A 19,143-nucleotide genomic window follows, 5' to 3' on the forward strand; every position below is an offset into this window, starting at 1 on the left:
ATAAACGTATCTCTTTTTTGAGAAACGCGCACGTTACTTGAAAAAATATGTATAGTTATTCCTTATTATTGGCGTGGTGCTAATAACATTACTGCAACACCAACTATGCATATTCCTGCACCTACCCAATCGTATAAATCAGGTGTTTTTTTATCAATTCCCCATCCCCACATTACAGAAAGAACGATAAATACTCCTCCGTAGGCAGCATAAACTCTACCGAATGATGGAAATGATTGCAATGTAGCAATAACACCATATAAGGCTAAGGCTATTCCTCCACCTATTCCCCAATAGTATGGTTTACCCTCTCTTAACCATTGCCAAATTAAATAACCTCCGCCAATTTCAGCTAATCCTGCGAGTATAAACAAAACAATTGCATAAAGAATTTAGACCACTTCCTAAAACAGTATTGTATATAACAAATTATAACTTATTCTTATTGCATTAACCTGCTTACGTTACTTTAAGTATATAATTTCACAATCCTCTTTAAAATTTAACATATATATCTAATTTACTTAAAAGGAGTTGCTCCATAATCTGGCCCGATTCTGGAATAACATGATGAACATTATTAAAAAGTTTTATTATGTTTTAAAAAACTTTATTATCTGTTCTGATTTCAGAATTAACGTTGAACTTGAATACTTTTAAAGAACTTTAAGATGAATCAACCATGTATAAAATCATGCATAAACAATAAAAAACAGGAAAGAGCCAAACCCATGAATACCAAGGGTTTGGCTCTTTTGCTAGCTTCTGATAGTTGACTTTATGTTAACTAGTTTTGTATAAAGTATTCATCTGATTTTTTGGGGCCTTGTTGAACGTGGCAGGTTTGTTGAAGAAGGTGTTTTACATTTTTATGGTAAAGTGTTTAGAAAAGGGGGGATGTTTATGCCATTATTACTCTCAATTCTTTTAAGTGGAATTTTAGGGACTATATTATTTTTTATACCATTTGGTTATATCGTTGCTGGTGCGATTATAGCGGGGGTGCTGTTCAGAACTTTATATTTAGTGAGTGATATTCATAAAAGAATTTCAACAATAACAGAAAAACCTGATAAAGCTAAAGAAGTTTATGAAAATTATTTGAAAGAAAAAGATGATTAAAATTTTTACTAACGGGTGCTTTCCTTTAAGAAGGAGTAGCACTCTTTTTTATTGGACTAAAGGGCAGCATTCCCGTAATGAAGAAAAATTGTGAGGGAACCAAGGTTTTCGACGGTGTGACTGTCGAAGAACAAAGGTAAAGGTGTATTTTAGTTTATTATTTTTAATCTATACTGAGCCTTTGTTGTTGGTATATTTGTATGACTTTGTTAATAGAAATAGAACGAATGAAGTATTTACTGGGGAGGATTTGGAATGAATGGGGATAAAAACTTATTACATGCTGATACGGGTGTTACATCTGGAATGTTTGTTGAGCGATCGTTAAATGAAATTCGCTTTTGGTCTAGGATTATGAAAGAGCACTCTTTATTTCTTCGATTAGGTTTTAGAGCAGAAGATACTCAATTAATCCAAGAGGCTAATCAATTCTTTCAATTGTTTGAACAAATAGAACAAACTGCGCACTCCTTTACCAATCAAACAGATCCTGAACAAATAAGAAGATTTAATACAGAAGTAGGGCAAGCTGCAACTAATATTTTCGCATTTAAACGAAAAGTACTAGCATTAATTCTCACATGTAAATTACCAGGGGCAAATAATTTTCCATTGTTAGTTGATCATATAAGTAGGGAAGCTAATTACTTTAGAAAACGGTTAATTGAATTAAACGAAGGGAAATTAAAACCACTTGCTGATGCCATTATTAAAGAAAATGTTTTCTTTTTAAGAATTATGGCAGATCATGCGAAATTTATCGGACACCTCCTTGATCCATCAGAAAGAAAGCTTGTCGATATGGCCCGGAACTTTAGTAATGATTTTGATGAATTGCTTTTTCAAGCTAGGGATTTAGAGGGAATGAAACCTTATTCTCAGACAGTTCCTCTTTTAGATCAATTCCTGGATCAAAACCGTGTGTCGGTCGCATCTCTTCGGGACTTCAAGAAAACGGCACGTGATTTAATTGAGCAATGTAAAATAAAGAGTATCATTCATCCACTCTTAGCAGACCATGTTTTCCGTGAAGCTGATAGATTCCTTGAAATAATTGATATGTTTGATGCTCATCTTACAAGCGGTAACCCAAAATCTAGAATAGTGGAAGATTGAAGAATATAGAATTAATTGGACCCCTCTTATACGATTGGGCACTTTAATGGTATAAGGATCATAGAAATGATCAAACTTTTTTATAAAAAATAATTCGTTTGAATATAGAAAGAGCATGTTTTAATCAATCTTTTTTAAAACTATGTTCTTTTTATTTATTATTTTATCAAGGTTATGAGTATCAATTTAATCAAACTTTATTTAAAAGTAACAATTTCTGCAACCATTGCTAAAATCTGAACAATCAAATCTTTCATGAATCGGTCCAACAATGGGTTTCCAATCGCTTCAGCTAGGATAGGCATACTCGTCACGATCAAACCTGCATTTGTATTTTTTAAAGTAGTAACCGTTTCAATTATCTCATGGTAGTTCCTTCCTAGTCGATCAATCGCTTCAACCATGAAATACTCTCCTTCACGAACAAAATCAAGAACTTTTTGGAATTGCTCTCGATTATTTACTGCAGCACCAGATTCCTTCTCTGTAAATATTTTTTCTGCGCCAAAACTTTTCAAGTTTTCAATTTGCCGTTCCAAATTTTGATCTTCAGTAGAAACTCTAGCATAAGCAACTTTCATTTCGAAATTTTCTCCTTTTACAAATCTATTAATAGACACCCTAATCATACACTCAAAACCTAATTGTCACTTTAGGAGTTATTTTGCACTATAAGTAAATATAAAAAGCCCAATTTCTCAGCATTAAAATTTACAATGTACCCTATTGAGTAGACACCAAAAAAAGTCTACCAATAGGGTACATTGTATTGAGAAATTGGACTTTTGCCGTTACTTCGGAAAAGCGCCCTATTCTTGAATATTCAACATAACTTCTATTAGCTGATAGCAGAATAAGAGAGTACCTTTCTTTATTTGCCTATTTTACATAATAGATTGTTATTGGCAATAAAAAAACAATACCAACTGTGATGTTAAATTAATGCTCAGGCTCATGTAATTTATTCTCTAAGTTACTTTATTACATGGGCCTGAGGAACCGTAGGTAGAATAACTTCAACCGTGGTTCCCTCATTTATTTTACTTGAGATGTTTAGTTCCCCATCATGACTTTCAATAATTTTATAGCTTGTCATTAATCCCAAACCTGTTCCTTTTTCTTTTGTTGTATAAAACGGTTCACCAAGTGTTGGAATTCGATCTTCTGGAATACCAATGCCTTGATCGACAAAGAAAATGGATACTTTGTCTTTTGCCTTTACCTTTACCTTTACATCTATCATTCCACCATTTGGCATCGCTTCAATGGAGTTCTTTAAAATATTAATAAACACTTGTTTTAATTGATTTTCTTCACACACAATCATAGGAATATCTGATTCAAATTCTACAAAGATTTGAATATTATTCATAATGGCTTGCGTGTTAGTAAGAGTCACAACATCTTTTAATAAATTTCGTATTTCTTTTTCTTTGAATACAATAGCAGTTGGTTTTGCTAATACTAAGAATTCACTAACAATCTGATTAATTCGGTCTAACTCTGATAAGACAAGATCGAAATACTCTTCTTCACTGGTATCTTTTTCTTTGAATAACTGAATAAATCCTTTGATGGAAGTAAGAGGATTCCGAATTTCATGAACAATCCCCGCAGCCATTTGTCCTACAAGAGCCAGTTTTTCTGATTTTTGAAGGAGACCTTCTGTTTCCTCCTTTTTATCGGTAATATCATTAAAAATGGTTAATATCGCCTTTTTACCTTCATATATAATAAGACGGCTAGACATTTCAACAAAAATTTTTTTTTGGTCCAGACGTACTAGTTTTTGCTCAACATTATTCGTAATCTTTTTTTCTTTACGAAGTTGTTCCATCCGTTTCATGGCTAATTCTTTATAATGAGGACTAACAAACTGGTAAATGGTTTTACCCACAATATCCTCCTTCTTTTGAGCGCCAAGCATACTTTTTCCAGTTTCATTGACATAAAGAATAATATCTTGATAGTGGATGAAAATGGAATCCGGTATAATTTCAATTAATTGTTTATAATTCTCTTCACTTTCATTCATTCTCTCCATATAAAATTTCATATTGTCATATTGTCTACCTATAAACCAAAAAAGAGGGACTACTATTAATAAATCAATTATAATTTCCCTTTTTAAAAATTCACCTAAAAATAGTAATTCAATGAATTCGAAAAAAATTACAACAATAATGGCAATAATTATAGAAGTGATTTGGCCTGTTTTTTTCATAAAAAGTTCCTCTTAAGTTTTAGTTTTATCAATAGCTAACTAAATAATATAAAACATTCCAATAAGTGTTTAACGGAAATTTATTTAGTATGAACTTTTTTAGTATAACATTTATGTTTTTAATTAAAAAAGGATATTTTTCTATCTTCGGTGAAAGTATGAATTTTATAGTTTCTCACATAAAAAATGACCGTCATCGACGGCCACTCTTAATAAACTAACGCTACCCATCGCTTTCATAACATCCTCTAACGCTATGGAGTAACGATAAAGTCATTTAATTTTCAAATGTCAAATTCACATAATAACATTCTAGATTTAGAGTAAATACAAAATAAGTTGTTTGAATTGTTAATTCCTAAACAGCTTTATTGTCATTTAACAACATGTTCCTATTTTTTTGTTTTTCGTAAGAAAGTTTTTGATAAATCGTGATGAGTTCGTCTAATTTCTGACTACAACAAAGGGTATGATGGCTATTTAAGCCTGTTGCTTCAGCAACCTGGATTAATTCATTTTTCAAATGATCGATCATGTCTTCTAATTCATTGATCTCTTTAAGCATTATATAGAATCTCCAACTTATCTATTAATTTTTTTTACAACAAAATATCACCTTGTATACAAGTAGTATTATGTAATAAATTCCCCAAAATTAAAATACTTTTTACAAAATTACTATAAAATTACAGATATTTTCTTAAGATAGAAAATCATCACTAAAATCTTATTCAAGATAAGGGACGCTTATCTACAGTTAAAAAATAAATGTCCGTTTATAGAACTTTTTTTATGAAATACAATAACAGATAGCTAAAGAGGGCTTTTTCATTTCGCTCAGCAAACGGGCCATCTCATGGTATAGATATGAGATTGAATATATCAGGGGGAAACTAAAATATTGGAGCCAGTTATTTAAAAAGAAACAGAACAGAAAACCGCATATATTAGAACAAATCCTAATATGTGCGGTTATTTATTTTTATATATTTATAATCTATTACATTAATCGGTAGCTCTAAAGAGAACAGAATAAATATATCTAACTGCTGTCTACTTACAAGAAGCTGAAAGCATTACCAAAATTATCGTGAATATCCTAATTGCTCCGATAATTCTTGAGCATTTTTTAATACGAAAGGGTGCTTTTCCGAAGTAACGATAAAAGTCCAATTTCTTAAGAAATTGGGCTTTTTATATTTACTTATAGTGCAAAATAGCGATTAAAATAGGTACAAAATAACTCCTAAAGTGACAAGACATAAAACAAGCACAAAAACATCATCAACAACATCATTTTTAGACTTGTCCAAAAAGTATACCTTGTCAGACTTTCTGAAAGTAAACATTTGTACGATTTTGTTTACTCTTACAAAAAAAGGATCGTCTTTTGACGATCCTTCCTCAATTAAAGCGCCGATTGCTGAAGATCGAAAAGTTTAAAAGAGCTTCAAATTTCCACGTTTAATGCTTTCATTTTGAATTGTTAACAATAGCCGGCTAAAAACTGGTTAAAACCTTATATTGAGATGCTAATTCATCTATTACTCTCACTTAATTCCTAACCCGATTTTGGCATATCGGGACATCATATCTTTATTCCAAGGTGGATTCCAAACAAGATTGACATTTGCAGCATTTACTTCCGGGATATCCTTTACGGCTTCTTGCACTTGGTTTACGATCATACCAGCCATCGGACAGCCCATAGAAGTTAAAGTCATGTCAATCGTAATGATACCATCTTTATCTATTTTGATATCATAAACCAACCCTAGATTGACGATATCTATGCCAATTTCAGGGTCAACGACATTTTCTAAAGCACTCATAATGCTATCTTTTAATTCTTGATCCATTTCATTCAACTCCCTACAAAGTATACTCTATCTATATCCTAACAGAAATTATATAAAATAAAAAATTTCACTATACTTCAGTATAGGTATCTCGTTTTCTTTAAAGATGTAGCTCCACAATCTGCGACGATACTTGAAGAAGGAAAAGAGTGAACTTTACGTAGGTTCAACACATTACTTCAACAAGTATGCATATGTTGAATACTGATGAGAGAACAAAGTCAGCATTTTGTCGGCTTTTTATATTGCAGTAAGATGATATTACGAGGTAACACCATAAACTATGTTTAAAAATAAATGACTGGGCTAGCAGGATTCGAACCTACGCATGACGGAGTCAAAGTCCGTTGCCTTACCGCTTGGCTATAGCCCAACGACATTCTTATAATGACCTTTTTACAAACTAATTACTCATTTTAAATTCTTTTATTTAGAAGCTGACCTTTATAGTCAGCTTCTAAATAGAAAGTATTATTGTTGTTGATTTTTTTGTTGTTGAGCTTGTTGTACTTGCTGAGTAGCTTGTTGCAGTTGTTGTTGAGCTTGCTGTAACTGTTGTTGCTCTTGTGGGTTAGCCTGCTGAGTAGCTTGTTGTACTTGTTGTTGAGCTTGTTGCAACTGTTGTTGAGCTTGTTGCATTTGTTGTGGATTAGCTTGTTGTTGAGCTTGCTGAATAGCTTGTTGAGCTTGTTGTACTGCTTGTTGGGCTTGTTGTACTTGTTGGTTGTTTGGCATTAAAAAATCCCCCTAGTAATTTTGTGTTTGCCGTGTATGGCAGTAGTTAGTATGAGGAAAGTTACAAAAATAATTCAATGAATTTCAAGCCTTTTTATTACTGATTATGAACAGGTATAGTTTACTAAAAGATATTTTTTTATAATCTTCGAAGCATAATCGGTTTTTGTGAAGAAATGTACTTAAACAAACGGGCGCGTTTCTCTAACAAGAAATGCGTCTGTTTTCGTTTAAGGGTCAGATAGTTAGTGCGAAATGTTCCTAACTCAATAGTAGGTTCATGGTTGCAATTTTAACTGTGCAAAACGCCATTTTCTCTTTTTATTATTACAAGATCGTATTTGGAACGAAGGAGAATTTTCAAAAATAGATTGATGCCTAAAGCATAGGCAAGCACCTACACATAGGATGAAATTGTATTACAGTTTTAAAAACTAAGGAGGAAATAAAATGTATCATGCTGATCAAAGTCACATGTCCCATCATTGAGTTTTAGAGATGATTCAACATTGTGAAGCTATTTGTGAATTTACTGAGTATTCGATTCTACAAATGGGAGGTTCGAGCCATAGAAGTGAGCAATTAAGATTACTTAGGGATTGTGCTGACATATGCACTTTAACTGCAAAGTATATTGCACGTTGCAGCATTTTTGCAAAGTCTATCGCTTCATTATATACACAAATTTGTGAAGTTTGTGGAAATCATTGTTTACATCACTCCGATGAACAATCTCAAAGATGTGGTCAAATTTGCTTGCATTGTACCCAAGAATGTCGTGCGTTTGCAATGTCTGCATAAAATTTGTATAGCTGATAGTGCTTACGATAATAAAGTAGGAGGTTTTCTCAATAAATCCAGAAATGTAATTTCCACCTAATATATACTTTGAGGAAAAACGAGTAAGAAATCCAGATGAAAGGATTTTTGGTAGACCATTTGGTGGGTTTGGCTTCGGTAGACCATTCGGTGGATTTGGTTTCGGCTACCTTTTATTGGGTGGATTAGCTGGTGGTTTATTAGCTGGAGCTTTACTTTCTCCATATGGATATGGTTATGGATATCCATACGGATACTGATATTCTTTTGTATTAAAAGATAAAAGTTCAATATTTTCCTAAATTATAAACTTAACTCTTATTACACTTTTAAATTTTTTTGAAAGGAATGAAAACTGGTGCTTCGTCAATATTACAGTCCATATCAATTTTTTCCTGTTAGTCCATTCTTACCTTTTGACTATTATAATCCGTATATATATAGTCCTTTCTATCCTTATGGGGGTTATCAGCAGCCACAGACCACGGTTGTTTCTGGAGGTTCACCTATTTCTTCACATGTTTTCCATGTTCCCTTACACGCTCATTAGAATTTTCTTGAAAGAGGAATAGGTACTATTTGTAGAATTTTTGGAACTTTTGATGAATGTTTAATATCATTAGTAGTATCAATTCGTATAAAATCTATATTAGTCATCAGATTTGAAGAGGAAAAAACAACCGTTAAAGTGCTGAAAGGTAATATTGAAAATTTACCTTTTAGAGACGGCTTTTTTGATTGAATTGTTACAGAATCTTCAATAATTTTTGGAGATATAGAGAAGTCATTGAAGGAATAGTATAGGGTTCTCCAGTCTAGTGGATCACTACTTTGTATTGAAATGACGAAAGAAAGTCCCTTAAGTAAAAAAGAAGAAATGGCGATTAAGAAGTTTTATGATATGAAGAAAATACCGACAGAAGATGAATGGATTGCTGCGATAAACAAAGCAGGTTTTGAAACAGTTAATATATTAAAAACAAATTCTATTCTTGAAGAACTGTTAGAGTATACTTTTGATCAAGAAGATCAAATCAATTTAAATGAATTGAATAACCTAAATCCTAATATCGAATTAACTTTAAACACTCATAGCCAAATGATGATGGATTATTCAGATAAATTAGGATATAGAGTTTTTAAAGCTACAAAAAAAGGAATGAAGACAAAGTAATTGCAATACAAAGTGTAAATAGACAAAGAGATCCTTTAGGTTATTGATTTGTAGAAGATACTGGCATTAAAACTAAAAGTGAAAATTGAGAATTAAAAAGAAGGAGCTGATTTATTTCAACTCTTTTTTTGATGGTTCTCTCGTTGTTATTCTCAGATGTATTTTTAGTTTTTATCTAAAATATACTTTTTAAACAATTTTAATCAAGTGGTCTATAATTTTTTCTAAAGTGCATTTCACATTATAGAAATCCAGATCGTATCAATAGCAAATCTAGATAGGGACACTTAATAAACCACTGTATAGCTACTATGTTCTAAAAGAAAAGTTCGGTGATAACACCAAACACCACCTGCTACCCGTTTTAAACCATTGTAGGTGCTTGGAGTTCATTTAAGGAAAATTGACATTCTGTTATACATAGATCAAGGTGATGTGCTCCTTCATTAAGCATCTTTTTAACATGAGGAACGGTTTCTTGATTCGCTAAAGTACGTATTTGCTGCGCGGTCTGTTGGCATTGTTGAATGCACTGTTGAACATCATTTGTTGAATTGGTTGCCATCATAAAACACTCCTTTCGGTCATTTATTTATTTAAGATTGTGCATGTTCAGAAGCATGTTCACATTGACGAATACACATTTCGATATGACTGGCTCCTTGAGTAAGCATGTCTCTGATTGCCGCTTGAGAAACAGCATTCGTTGATGTGCGAAGCATGTTAGCTGTATTCGTGCAATCAGTTATACATTGTTGAATTTGTTGCTTTGTTGCCATATTAAAAACACCTCCTTTTTACCTTTGTTAGTTTACCCATCACAATTTTTTTATTTGAATAAAAAACAAAAGTTTTTTCCCTTTTGCATAAGAAAATTTCAGATTCCCCTTTTCATTGGAAGTGCTGAACTGAAATAGGTAATTACTTAACTTCAATGACGTAAGGAAAATTAATTACTTCTCCATCAAATTTAAATTCAGCCCAAAGTTTATAGATCCCTGGCTTACTAAAATGAGCTACAAAAACTGTTTCCTTATCCGAAATAGGGTGAACATGAATGAACTCTTGTACCTCATTGTCAATGATAACTACATGACCTAATGCCCCTAGATACGGTTCAGGCATCGCATTGTCAATGTTAAAAGTCAGTTTAATATCCTTTCCAACTTGAAAGGGATCATGTTTGAATTCAACCATCTTTCCACGAACTTCTTTTTTTAATTCTCGGTCAATTTGTAAAAAAGGGTGTACATCGTTGTAATGTATATGAGAGACGGAATCTACCTTAAATGGAATTGGTTCAATGACATAACTTTTTCCTTTAGGATTAATATCCACAAATGCTCTATATGAATGACCAGTTAAATCGATTTTTTTCTCAAATATGTAATCATTTATTTGAATAGGATGTAAATGAAAATATTCGTTTAAATCCTCACTTACTACAATTAGGTGTATTAACTCTTCATGAGTAATATCTAATTCAGGAGCATTACCTTCTTTATCTTCCAAATGAATACTTAATAAGTCGTTTTTATATGAAACAGTAATGTTAATTTCACTTTCTGTCATTGCGTGGTGTTCATGACCCCCATTATGTTGTTCATGATGCTGTTCCATTTGTTCTTCCTCCTGTTCATTCTTAATGATTTATATTTTTCCTCGTTTTCGCCAAAACACTTCTGGCTCACAGCCGTTATAGGGATGAGAAGAGTGTTTATTCGGACTAATTGATACTTTTGGTGCATGTTTTGGACCATTAGGTTTATTCGCAGCTTCTTGTAAAGCAAGTTGAAGCGGTCCCCATCTTTTTAATATAAACACTACAATGATAAATAAAAACAACCCGCTTACTGCATAAACGGTCCACGGCAAATAAGTAACGTTAGTCCCTAAATCCAAGAGTTTCCCTCCAACAAACTTTCCACCTGCTTCCCCAATACCTGATACAACATTAGCTAGTGCAAAAAATATACCAATTAATTCTGCTTTTGATAGTTGTGACACAGTGCTATCAATGGTTGGTAGGATTAACATTTCACCTAGTACAAATATTGCACCACTAATAACTAAATGGATAAAAGAACTAGACCAATACAATGAACCAATGCCAAAACCAATAAAAACCATTCCGAACCCAAGTGCAGTGAATGGATGAAAACGATTAATAATCTTATTTGTTACGATCCCCTGTGAAAGTATTACGATCGCACTATTGATTGTCCAAATTAAGGCAACATTTTTAGGATCAGGTAAAATATCAGCTGCCCGCAAAGGTAAAGCAAGAGCAAGCTGTGCATACAAAGCCCAAATGAAAATGCTAACCGCACCAAATACAATAAATGGTTTATTTTTCAGTACTTCTCGATAGGCTCCTGGTGGAATGTCTGGACATGAGGCATCTCCACAATTTTTTGGGAGTAACAGCCAACTTTTTAAAGTAAGCACTAAATAAATAGTCCCAGCCACCCAAAAAATAATTTTCGAAGAACCAGTTATTAAAAAGAAAACAATAAGTCCAGCTGTTCCTGTTCCAATATTAGCAGCAATTCCACGAAGAGAAAAAGCAGTTGTTTGATTATCTTTTGATGCTAAAGCCGCTATTGCCGCTTTGGTTGATGGTGCATTTAATCCATTCCCTGCTCCAATGGTAATAGCCATTAATAAAAGTAACCAATAAGAAGTAAACAGTCCGAATCCTATTAGACCGCTTGCACCAATTAACGCTCCTAAACCAATAATAAATCTTCTCCCAATTCGGTCAGCTAAAAAGCCACCTATAATACTGCCGAATTGAAAAGAAATAGCAATAGCTGCAAGAATAGTTCCAATCTGAACAAGTGAAAATCCTGCTTCAATTCTTAACATTATGGGTAGAATTGGGACAACCATATATGTACCTAAATGAGATAATAACACCCCTAGCATTAAAATGAGCATAGGTCGTTCTAATTTCCTTAGTTCTTTGATACCCATTTGGCTTCCCCCCTTTCTGATACTCAATTTGTTAAAACAAAGCAGGTAACAAAAGCTACCTGCCTCTCCACTTTACATTGACATTTTACGACACTCTTCAGCACATTGGCGGCAGAATTTAGCACATGCTTGACAATGTGCATCCTGGAATTTAGCACATTCAACTGCACAAGCATCACAAATTGTTGCACATAGCTAGCAAAATTGCTTTGCATACATACTTCCACGTGACATCCATTGGGCTGCCATAGAACAAATATCTGCACAGTCTCTTAACATGTTGATACAATGTGTTCGAGCCTGTACATCAGCTTCTTTTAGACATGAAGTCAAACATTCTTCACAAGCTTGCATACATTTGTTACAAGAATCAATACACGTTTGAAATTGCTGAACAGACGAATCAACAACTGTTGTCATATAATAGTTCACTCCTTTTATTTAATTTTTTATTATTGTTTGCTAGGTAATGATTAATAAACAGGCAATACATTCCAACCAAAAAGAAAAAAGCCCAGTACAAATTACTGGACTTTTATTCTGGCTCTATAACTCACATGTAAACGGAGATATTTACTTATGACTAAAAGCAGCAAAACAATCTCTTCAAAACAAACTCCCCTCAAAAAACAGTATTTTAATGCTGATTCAAATGATTCCCCATTGAATCATTCATTATTTCTTTAAATTGAATATGTTCTTCTATTTGTAGCTGGGTTTGGAAAGGAACAAGATCAAAATCTCCTAATATGAATGCATGCATAAATGGTGGTTCTGGATGTTTCCCGCGGGGTCTTAGGAATTCAAGGTAATTGACATATACTTTTGATAATGTAGTTTGAGGTAATGGAAGAAGTGGTGTGTGCTTTCCTAGATGAGAAAGTGGAGAAGAAATCATAGCATATCTCCAATCTGCTCTAAAAAAAGTGAATGCATCTCCCTTTCCTTGTTTATTTCTCCCCCAACCTACTTCTGTTCTTTTGCTTTTATTTTTAGAAAAATGAACTGCGATTTGTTGCAATGTATCTCCATCAAACCGTTCTACATGACCTTTTATAATACTACGACATAGTTTTTCAACTTGCTTTGAGATTACTTTTTCCGATCCAATAGTTGTATTTGCCTGGACCTTTGCCAATAAAGCCAATTTCGCCTAGCGCATGTCGTGCACGGCCGTTTGGGCAGCCGGTCATACGGATGGTAATTTCTTCATCCCTTAGGCCATTTTCATCGACAATAACCTCAATCTTCTTAAGTAGAACCGGCAAATAGCGTTTGGCTTCCGCCATCGCGAATTTGCATGTCGGAAAAGCGACGCAAGCCAGCGAATTCCGACGGAGGGCCGTATAATCCTTGTCATCTGTCAAACCATATTGCTCGATCAATTTACTGATCTCTTTCTTTTTCTGGCTTGATACATTGGCAATGATCAGGTTTTCGTTACCTGTCAGACGGAAATCACCTGTATGGATCTTGGCAATTTCGCGCAGGCCCGTCATTAGTTTGTAGTCATCAATATCTGTAATGCGGCCTCCTTGGACAAACAGCGTAAAATGCCATCTTCCTTGAACTCCTTTCACCCAACCATAGCGGTCGCCATTATGGTCGAAATGAAGAAACCCAGCTAATCTTCACATGAAGGTAGCTGGGTTTCTTCATTTTCTTATAAACTATAAAACTTTTATACCTATCAATTATTAAACTTTTAACAAACTAACTCCCTCTATATACTTTATGCACTTAATTAAATGATCTTTAATTAATAACTATTTAATTCCAGATAAATATACTACATCACTAAAACGATACCCAATATCTTTAATTAAAATATTTTTATTTGTAGGTTTAATTCGTAATACCCATTTATTTGTCAGCTAACAGAGTATAAACTTAAATACATTGTAAGCGAATAAAGTATATGTTGCTTTGAAAGTTTGATCATTTCTGTGATCCTTATGGCCATTAAAGCGTCCTATTCTGGAGTAAGGTAAATCCCATGTGAGTGTACAATTTCTTTATTAAATTAATCATTGATAAAAGACCAATTACATTTGTTCAGGTGCTTTAATTCCTAATAAACGTAACGTAAGAATGTGAGTATTAAAAAGACTAAATTTTGGTCGGATCTTAAAAATGAATTGACACTATAGAAAAAAACACATATAGTTGCTTATGCAACTGTATTTTAAGGAGGTAAGAGTTTGAGCAATCCAAAAGAATTAGTTCATCAGATTTTCCAACTGTCTAGAACGATGACAAGCCATTTAAATAAAGACATGGCAGAATATAATTTGACACATGCGCAGTTTGTTATTATTCAATATTTAATTAAAAATACCGGTTCTTCTTCGCTAGTCGATATTGCACGATACTTGAACGTTGAAAAATCATCGGTTACACGCATAGTAAATCGCTTAGAAAAAAGTGACTATATTGAACAAGTGCCATCTACAGACCATCGCGAAAAAAGAATTAAACTAGACGATTCAAGAAAAGAAGTGATTCCTATTGTCGATCGAATTGAGGAACAATTTGAAAGCAAGGCTTTTAAAGGAATTTCAAATGAGGAACTAGATACCACTTTTCAAACACTCTTTAAAATAATGCAAAATGTCAACAAATCTGGAGATGAAAATTTTGAGTAAATCAAAGCTTTGGACAAAGGATTTTATCATGATTACCGTTACGACCTTTTTAGTTTTTCTGACCTTTTACTTATTGATGACAACCTTAACGGTGTATTCCATTGAACAATTCAACGCTTCCCAAACACAAGCAGGTCTTGCTTCTAGTATTTTTGTGATTGGAGCGCTCGTAGCACGCATTGTCATAGGGAAATATATTGAAGTCATCGGGCGTAAAAAATTATTATACGGTAGTTTAATATTGTTTTTAATATCATCTATTATGTATTTCGCAACAGATAGTTTAACCCTATTATTAATTGTCCGATTTGTGCACGGCGCAGCATTTGGAGTCGCTTCTACTACCATGGCAACCGCTGTTATGAGCATTATTCCAAAAGAACGTCTAGGCGAAGGAACCAGTTATTATTCGTTAAGCACACCTCTAGCAACGGCCATTGGACCGTTTTTAGGCATTTTCATTATCGGACACGCAGACTTTAATATGATTTTCGTTGCATGTACGGTATTTTCAGTGCTGAGTATCGCTGTGATGTTATTTGCTAAAATACCTGTAGAGCCTATGACAAAGGAACAACTCGATTCAATGAAAGGTTTTAAACTACAAGATTTCTTTGAGAAAAAGGCTATTCCTATGGCATCTCTTATTTTTATCATGGGAATTGCTTACTCAGGTATTATCAGTTTCATCAATCCATATGCGATTGAAATTAACTTAACGACAGCTGCTAGTTTCTTTTTTATCATCTATGCCGTGTTCTTGTTAGTATCTAGACCCTTTACTGGTAGAATTTTAGATATAAAAGGAGATAATATCGTGATCTATCCTGCATTAGTGTTATTTACACTTGGACTGATCTTCCTTAGCCAAGCAGACGCAGGTTGGTATATTATAGCTGCGGGTGCACTTGTAGCGCTCGGTTATGGTACGCTATTTTCTTGTTGCCAAGCGATTGTTGTGAAAAAAGCTCCACGTCACCGGGTCGGTCTTGCCACATCAACGTATTATATTGCCATGGATGCCGGGTCAGGTGTTGGACCTATCTTAATAGGGATCATCGTACCTTTAGTTGGGTATCGTGGAATGTATATGACAATGGCTATTATTGTATTTTTGTCTATCCTTCTATACTATTTTGTACATGGGAGGAAGACAGAATCTATAAAACAATATTCTCAGGCAAGCTAAGGAAATTCAAATATAAAAAACCTAATTCCTCGCTTACAACTGAGAAATTAGGCTTTAGTTTCTTTATAAAGCTCCCTTTAATTGAAAATCGTATAACAATAATTTTAGCCAAATACCTGCATATGAAAAGCTCAAGAACGGTCATAAGATTCGAATGAACAAGTATCGATTAACGTTTACCACGTTTATATATTGACACTCCCACATCTGAAGAAGTGGGCTTTCTCGTTTGGTGAATCTGTAATTCTTCATTGCATTTTTCAACATCGATTAATTTGCAAAATACACTACTGGCGTACAGGTTCTGTCGCTTTTACCGAAGCTTGGGATTTTTCTTTTACATCTGATTTTTTTACAAATAAAGAGCAGATTAATGTAACAACAGAAATCCCAGTAAGGAAGTAGAAGGTATATTTTATTCCAGCAGCTAATACCTCCTGTTGAGAAGCATTAGGAAAATCAATAACATATCCGTTTTGACCAGCTGTAAATAACGTAATCGCTATCGCTGTACCTGCTGCCCCAGCTACTTGATTCAATGTATTCATAGCCGCAGATCCATCTGCATACAACTCACGTGGCAATTGATTAAGCGCATTTGTTTGCGATGGCATCATTACCATCGTTAACCCAAAGAATAAAATCATAAATGCCACTATTATTTGCCAAGCAGGTGTTGTTGCTGAAATGACGGACATAAACATGAAATTCGCAATCACTATAATTAAAGAGCCAAGAATTACGAAAAGACGTGCTCCAAATTTATCAAATAGGGTTCCAACAATCGGTGACATAATAACATTGACGGCATTACCAGGAAGTAATAATAAACCAGCCACCATAGCACTCAATAATAAAGCACCCTTTAAATACATTGGCAATAGAATTCCAGTGGATAAAATGGTTAAAATGCCAAGAAACATCATCAATGTTCCTAATGTGAACATAGGATACTTAAAAACACGTAAATTAACCATAGGCTGAGCCATTTTCATTTGGCGAGTGCCAAATAATACAAGTGCGATAATCCCTACAAGTAAAGGTACCCATACTTTAGGAGATGAAAAAGCTGCTTCTGCCCTCGTTGCCAAAGCATAAATTAATCCGCCAAAACCGATTGTTGATAAAGCAACTGATAAAATATCGATTTTGGGTTTCGTAATTTCCGAAACATTCACAATTTTAGCTACAGCAAAAAGGGTCAATAATACATATAAAATAGTGCTTATCCAGAAAATATACGGCCAACCCAATGTACTAATAATAACTCCTGATAGTGTTGGTCCTAAAGCTGGACCTAATGTAATAACAAGCCCCATAATCCCCATTACAACTCCACGTTTATGAACCGGGAAAATAATTAAAAGAACACTTGTCATGACCGGTATTAGAATACCCGTTCCCACCGCTTGAACTATACGACCAATTAATAACATCGTAAAATCTAAAGACAACGCTGCTAAAATCGCTCCCAACAGCGAGATAATAAGTCCCCCGATAACTAATTGTCTTGTGCTAAACCATTTCATTAAAAGTGCTGAAATCGGAACTAAAATGGCTAAGACTAATAAGTATCCTGTTGTTAACCACTGTGCAGTGGCAGCTGTGATAGCATATTGCTCCATAACATTTGATAATGCCATATTTAATGCTGTTTCACCAAATAATCCAATAAAAGCACCTAACATTAAGATAAATGCCATTATCTTAGGATTTTTAACTTGAATTTGTATACTCATAAACGTCTCCTTTTTAATTAATTTGACCAGGCTTTTGTAATAACTGTGAAATCACTTTTAGAGGTTCACTTAGTGATGCCATTTCACTAACAATGCTACTGAATGTATTAACTAGTAAGCGTACCTTCACGGTCAAAGTCGTCTACTAATTTTCAATCATTGCTTGAATGGCTTCTTGAGTAGTTTGATATTGGCTAAAAATCCCCTCCATGTCGCTATTAATGGCCTCATTCATAGACTTAAGACTGGCGATGAGTAATTATCAGGAAAATGATAATAGAGAGCACCTTTTTTAATATTACAGGCTTTTAAGATTTCGTTTACCCCTACGCTCATATATCCTTTCTGCTGGAAAAGCGTTGTCGCGGTGTCAATTATTCGCGATTTTGTATCGATTACCACGGTGCATCCCTCCATACCAACCGGTCTGTTTTTTAACTATATCAAAAATTCTTTCTAAAATTCAAATCTTTTTTTGTAAATTTTTATTACCAATTGGAGTTCAAAATAAGATTTTTTAAGAAAAGCTATATTGATATGTAATTTTTTCCAATAATCACATTTTACTAATTTGATCACAATATTCTATAAATGATTGAATGTAATAACTTAAAAACCCAGATCCCTTCACATAGGTAACATCAGGAAAATGCGGGTTAACGACGTTAAAGAAAATCCAAATATAAAAAGCCTAATTTCTCGATGTTGTAAGTGAGAAATTAGGTTTTAGTTACTTCACAAAATGGTCCGATTGCTGAACAAAAAAATCCTGCAAGGTTCTGAAGTTCATTGTTTTAACCTCTATTTCACTAAATCTTTATTCCGAAAAGAAATTGCAGCCTAAAGGCTACTAAATAAAAAGTTGAAACATAACTTTCTTCATTAATTATTCATAAATTACGTCTGAGAAATGCCTACAACAAAATGAAATAGAAAAAGTCTTATAAACTAGTCGTTCGATGCAAAATTCGAATCCGTTTGAATATAGAAGTGATGTCTGAAGGTAGCGATTGTGTCGCACAAAGTTTCTGTGTGAGAAGCGAAGTAAAGACTTTTCGGAGGAAGGCGACAGCTGCTGGATTAAAGCGTTGATTCAGACCTTCTGGGATTATGAGTACGCCTGTCGAAGCTTCTAACCGACTAATAGTTGCGTAAGCGATGTACTCGCGACTTCTTGGCTGAGCCAAACGCAAAGGGCGATGAGTTCGTCTGCTTGATACTTACTAGATCGCTGCACAAAACCAACCTGTTTAGCAATTTTTTGTAGGGCGATTGAGATAGAAAGCGTTGTAATTCTTGTGAGAATAGATGTAATTCTTCAAAAAGTGAGAGGTCCATGAAAAAACGTCATCCTTTTCAAGTATTTTACTAAAAGAATAACGTTTTTTTCATTTTGGAGGAAATTGGTTTCTTTAGCTTGATGGGCATGTGGCAGTACCCCTTATAGTGCAAAATAACTCCTAAAGTGACACTTAGAGAAAAAGAAGTAAAATTTGTTAGCATCCAAGATAAGATTGACACCAGTACAGCTGCAGGAAAGGCTAT

The 19,143-nt window shown here is 33.9% G+C and carries 19 protein-coding genes, 1 tRNA gene and 4 pseudogenes; 7 read left to right on the top strand and 17 right to left on the bottom strand.

What is annotated here, in order from left to right:
* Nucleotides 1-65: 65 nt before the first annotated feature.
* Nucleotides 66-392 carry a YnfA family protein gene (locus JMM81_RS21555; protein ID WP_256243627.1) on the bottom strand — a complete coding sequence of 109 codons (327 nt, stop codon included), beginning with the start codon at nucleotides 390-392 and terminating at the stop codon, nucleotides 66-68.
* Between the two features lie 511 nt (nucleotides 393-903).
* On the opposite strand from JMM81_RS21555, the gene JMM81_RS21560 reads away from it, so the two are divergent.
* Together JMM81_RS21560 and JMM81_RS21565 are read left to right on the top strand one after the other, a co-directional pair.
* Nucleotides 904-1,122: a hypothetical protein gene (locus tag JMM81_RS21560; RefSeq protein WP_256243611.1), complete on the top strand. Its 219-nt coding sequence runs from the start codon at nucleotides 904-906 to the stop codon at nucleotides 1,120-1,122.
* A gap of 255 nt (nucleotides 1,123-1,377) precedes the next feature.
* The gene (locus JMM81_RS21565) at nucleotides 1,378-2,238 is read left to right on the top strand and encodes a DUF2935 domain-containing protein (RefSeq protein ID WP_256243612.1); all 861 of its coding nucleotides are present in this window, start codon (nucleotides 1,378-1,380) and stop codon (nucleotides 2,236-2,238) included.
* Between the two features lie 215 nt (nucleotides 2,239-2,453).
* On the opposite strand, the pseudogene JMM81_RS21570 reads toward JMM81_RS21565, so the two are convergent.
* The 6 genes and pseudogenes from JMM81_RS21570 to JMM81_RS21595 all read right to left on the bottom strand — a co-directional run.
* A pseudogene (locus tag JMM81_RS21570) lies at nucleotides 2,454-2,819 on the bottom strand (recombinase family protein); the annotation flags it as partial.
* A gap of 392 nt (nucleotides 2,820-3,211) precedes the next feature.
* Nucleotides 3,212-4,462 (bottom strand): ATP-binding protein, encoded by a 1,251-nt coding sequence (locus JMM81_RS21575; RefSeq protein ID WP_256243613.1) that lies wholly within the window; start codon nucleotides 4,460-4,462, stop codon nucleotides 3,212-3,214.
* Between the two features lie 358 nt (nucleotides 4,463-4,820).
* Nucleotides 4,821-5,027 carry an aspartyl-phosphate phosphatase Spo0E family protein gene (locus JMM81_RS21580; protein ID WP_256243614.1) on the bottom strand — a complete coding sequence of 69 codons (207 nt, stop codon included), beginning with the start codon at nucleotides 5,025-5,027 and terminating at the stop codon, nucleotides 4,821-4,823.
* Between the two features lie 985 nt (nucleotides 5,028-6,012).
* Nucleotides 6,013-6,321 carry a metal-sulfur cluster assembly factor gene (locus tag JMM81_RS21585; protein ID WP_256243615.1) on the bottom strand — a complete coding sequence of 103 codons (309 nt, stop codon included), beginning with the start codon at nucleotides 6,319-6,321 and terminating at the stop codon, nucleotides 6,013-6,015.
* Between the two features lie 301 nt (nucleotides 6,322-6,622).
* Nucleotides 6,623-6,694: transfer RNA gene (locus JMM81_RS21590), tRNA-Gln, on the bottom strand.
* A gap of 98 nt (nucleotides 6,695-6,792) precedes the next feature.
* The gene (locus JMM81_RS21595) at nucleotides 6,793-7,056 is read right to left on the bottom strand and encodes a hypothetical protein (RefSeq protein WP_256243616.1); all 264 of its coding nucleotides are present in this window, start codon (nucleotides 7,054-7,056) and stop codon (nucleotides 6,793-6,795) included.
* A 498-nt stretch (nucleotides 7,057-7,554) separates the two neighbouring features.
* On the opposite strand from JMM81_RS21595, the gene JMM81_RS23320 reads away from it, so the two are divergent.
* From JMM81_RS23320 to JMM81_RS21605, 3 genes are all read left to right on the top strand, one after another.
* The gene (locus JMM81_RS23320) at nucleotides 7,555-7,857 is read left to right on the top strand and encodes a four-helix bundle copper-binding protein (RefSeq protein WP_483862181.1); all 303 of its coding nucleotides are present in this window, start codon (nucleotides 7,555-7,557) and stop codon (nucleotides 7,855-7,857) included.
* Nucleotides 7,858-7,937: 80 nt separating this feature from the next.
* A complete protein-coding gene (locus tag JMM81_RS21600) occupies nucleotides 7,938-8,135 on the top strand; it encodes a spore coat protein (RefSeq protein ID WP_256243628.1) in 198 nt (65 codons plus the stop codon).
* A 581-nt stretch (nucleotides 8,136-8,716) separates the two neighbouring features.
* A complete protein-coding gene (locus tag JMM81_RS21605) occupies nucleotides 8,717-9,049 on the top strand; it encodes a hypothetical protein (protein WP_256243618.1) in 333 nt (110 codons plus the stop codon).
* Nucleotides 9,050-9,413: 364 nt separating this feature from the next.
* On the opposite strand, the gene JMM81_RS21610 is transcribed toward JMM81_RS21605, so the two are convergent.
* The 7 genes and pseudogenes from JMM81_RS21610 to JMM81_RS21640 all read right to left on the bottom strand — a co-directional run.
* The gene (locus JMM81_RS21610; protein WP_256243619.1) at nucleotides 9,414-9,617 is read right to left on the bottom strand and encodes a hypothetical protein; all 204 of its coding nucleotides are present in this window, start codon (nucleotides 9,615-9,617) and stop codon (nucleotides 9,414-9,416) included.
* 28 nt (nucleotides 9,618-9,645) lie between these two features.
* A complete protein-coding gene (locus JMM81_RS21615) occupies nucleotides 9,646-9,828 on the bottom strand; it encodes a hypothetical protein (RefSeq protein ID WP_256243620.1) in 183 nt (60 codons plus the stop codon).
* Nucleotides 9,829-9,970: 142 nt separating this feature from the next.
* Nucleotides 9,971-10,669, bottom strand: coding sequence for a hypothetical protein (locus JMM81_RS21620; protein ID WP_256243621.1), 699 nt, complete (start codon nucleotides 10,667-10,669; stop codon nucleotides 9,971-9,973).
* 30 nt (nucleotides 10,670-10,699) lie between these two features.
* Nucleotides 10,700-12,025, bottom strand: coding sequence for an MFS transporter (locus JMM81_RS21625; protein ID WP_256243622.1), 1,326 nt, complete (start codon nucleotides 12,023-12,025; stop codon nucleotides 10,700-10,702).
* A 72-nt stretch (nucleotides 12,026-12,097) separates the two neighbouring features.
* Nucleotides 12,098-12,445: pseudogene (locus tag JMM81_RS23325) on the bottom strand (four-helix bundle copper-binding protein).
* A gap of 217 nt (nucleotides 12,446-12,662) precedes the next feature.
* Nucleotides 12,663-13,163: a hypothetical protein gene (locus JMM81_RS21635; RefSeq protein ID WP_256243623.1), complete on the bottom strand. Its 501-nt coding sequence runs from the start codon at nucleotides 13,161-13,163 to the stop codon at nucleotides 12,663-12,665.
* A pseudogene (locus JMM81_RS21640) lies at nucleotides 13,126-13,638 on the bottom strand (sulfite reductase); the annotation flags it as partial. The gene JMM81_RS21635 and the pseudogene JMM81_RS21640, both read right to left, overlap by 38 nt.
* 588 nt (nucleotides 13,639-14,226) lie before the next feature.
* On the opposite strand from JMM81_RS21640, the gene JMM81_RS21645 reads away from it, so the two are divergent.
* On the top strand, nucleotides 14,227-14,670 hold the full coding sequence (locus tag JMM81_RS21645) for a MarR family winged helix-turn-helix transcriptional regulator (protein WP_256243624.1): 444 nt from the start codon (nucleotides 14,227-14,229) through the stop codon (nucleotides 14,668-14,670).
* Nucleotides 14,654-15,859: an MFS transporter gene (locus JMM81_RS21650; RefSeq protein WP_309143515.1), complete on the top strand. Its 1,206-nt coding sequence runs from the start codon at nucleotides 14,654-14,656 to the stop codon at nucleotides 15,857-15,859. Before JMM81_RS21645 ends, JMM81_RS21650 begins: the two co-directional genes overlap by 17 nt.
* Before the next feature lie 287 nt (nucleotides 15,860-16,146).
* Here the strand turns inward: JMM81_RS21650 and JMM81_RS21655 are convergent, their stop codons facing one another.
* The 3 genes and pseudogenes from JMM81_RS21655 to JMM81_RS21660 all read right to left on the bottom strand — a co-directional run.
* On the bottom strand, nucleotides 16,147-17,598 hold the full coding sequence (locus JMM81_RS21655; RefSeq protein WP_256243626.1) for a DHA2 family efflux MFS transporter permease subunit: 1,452 nt from the start codon (nucleotides 17,596-17,598) through the stop codon (nucleotides 16,147-16,149).
* Between the two features lie 231 nt (nucleotides 17,599-17,829).
* Entirely contained in the window at nucleotides 17,830-18,015 is a 186-nt protein-coding gene (locus tag JMM81_RS23245) for a TetR/AcrR family transcriptional regulator (protein ID WP_375162433.1), read from the bottom strand.
* A 536-nt stretch (nucleotides 18,016-18,551) separates the two neighbouring features.
* Nucleotides 18,552-18,936 (bottom strand): annotated as a pseudogene (locus JMM81_RS21660) (IS4 family transposase); the annotation flags it as partial.
* Nucleotides 18,937-19,143 lie beyond the last annotated feature (207 nt).

The sequence above is a fragment of the Bacillus sp. V3B genome, assembly GCF_024494465.1.
Taxonomy (GTDB): domain Bacteria; phylum Bacillota; class Bacilli; order Bacillales; family Cytobacillaceae; genus Bacillus_BD.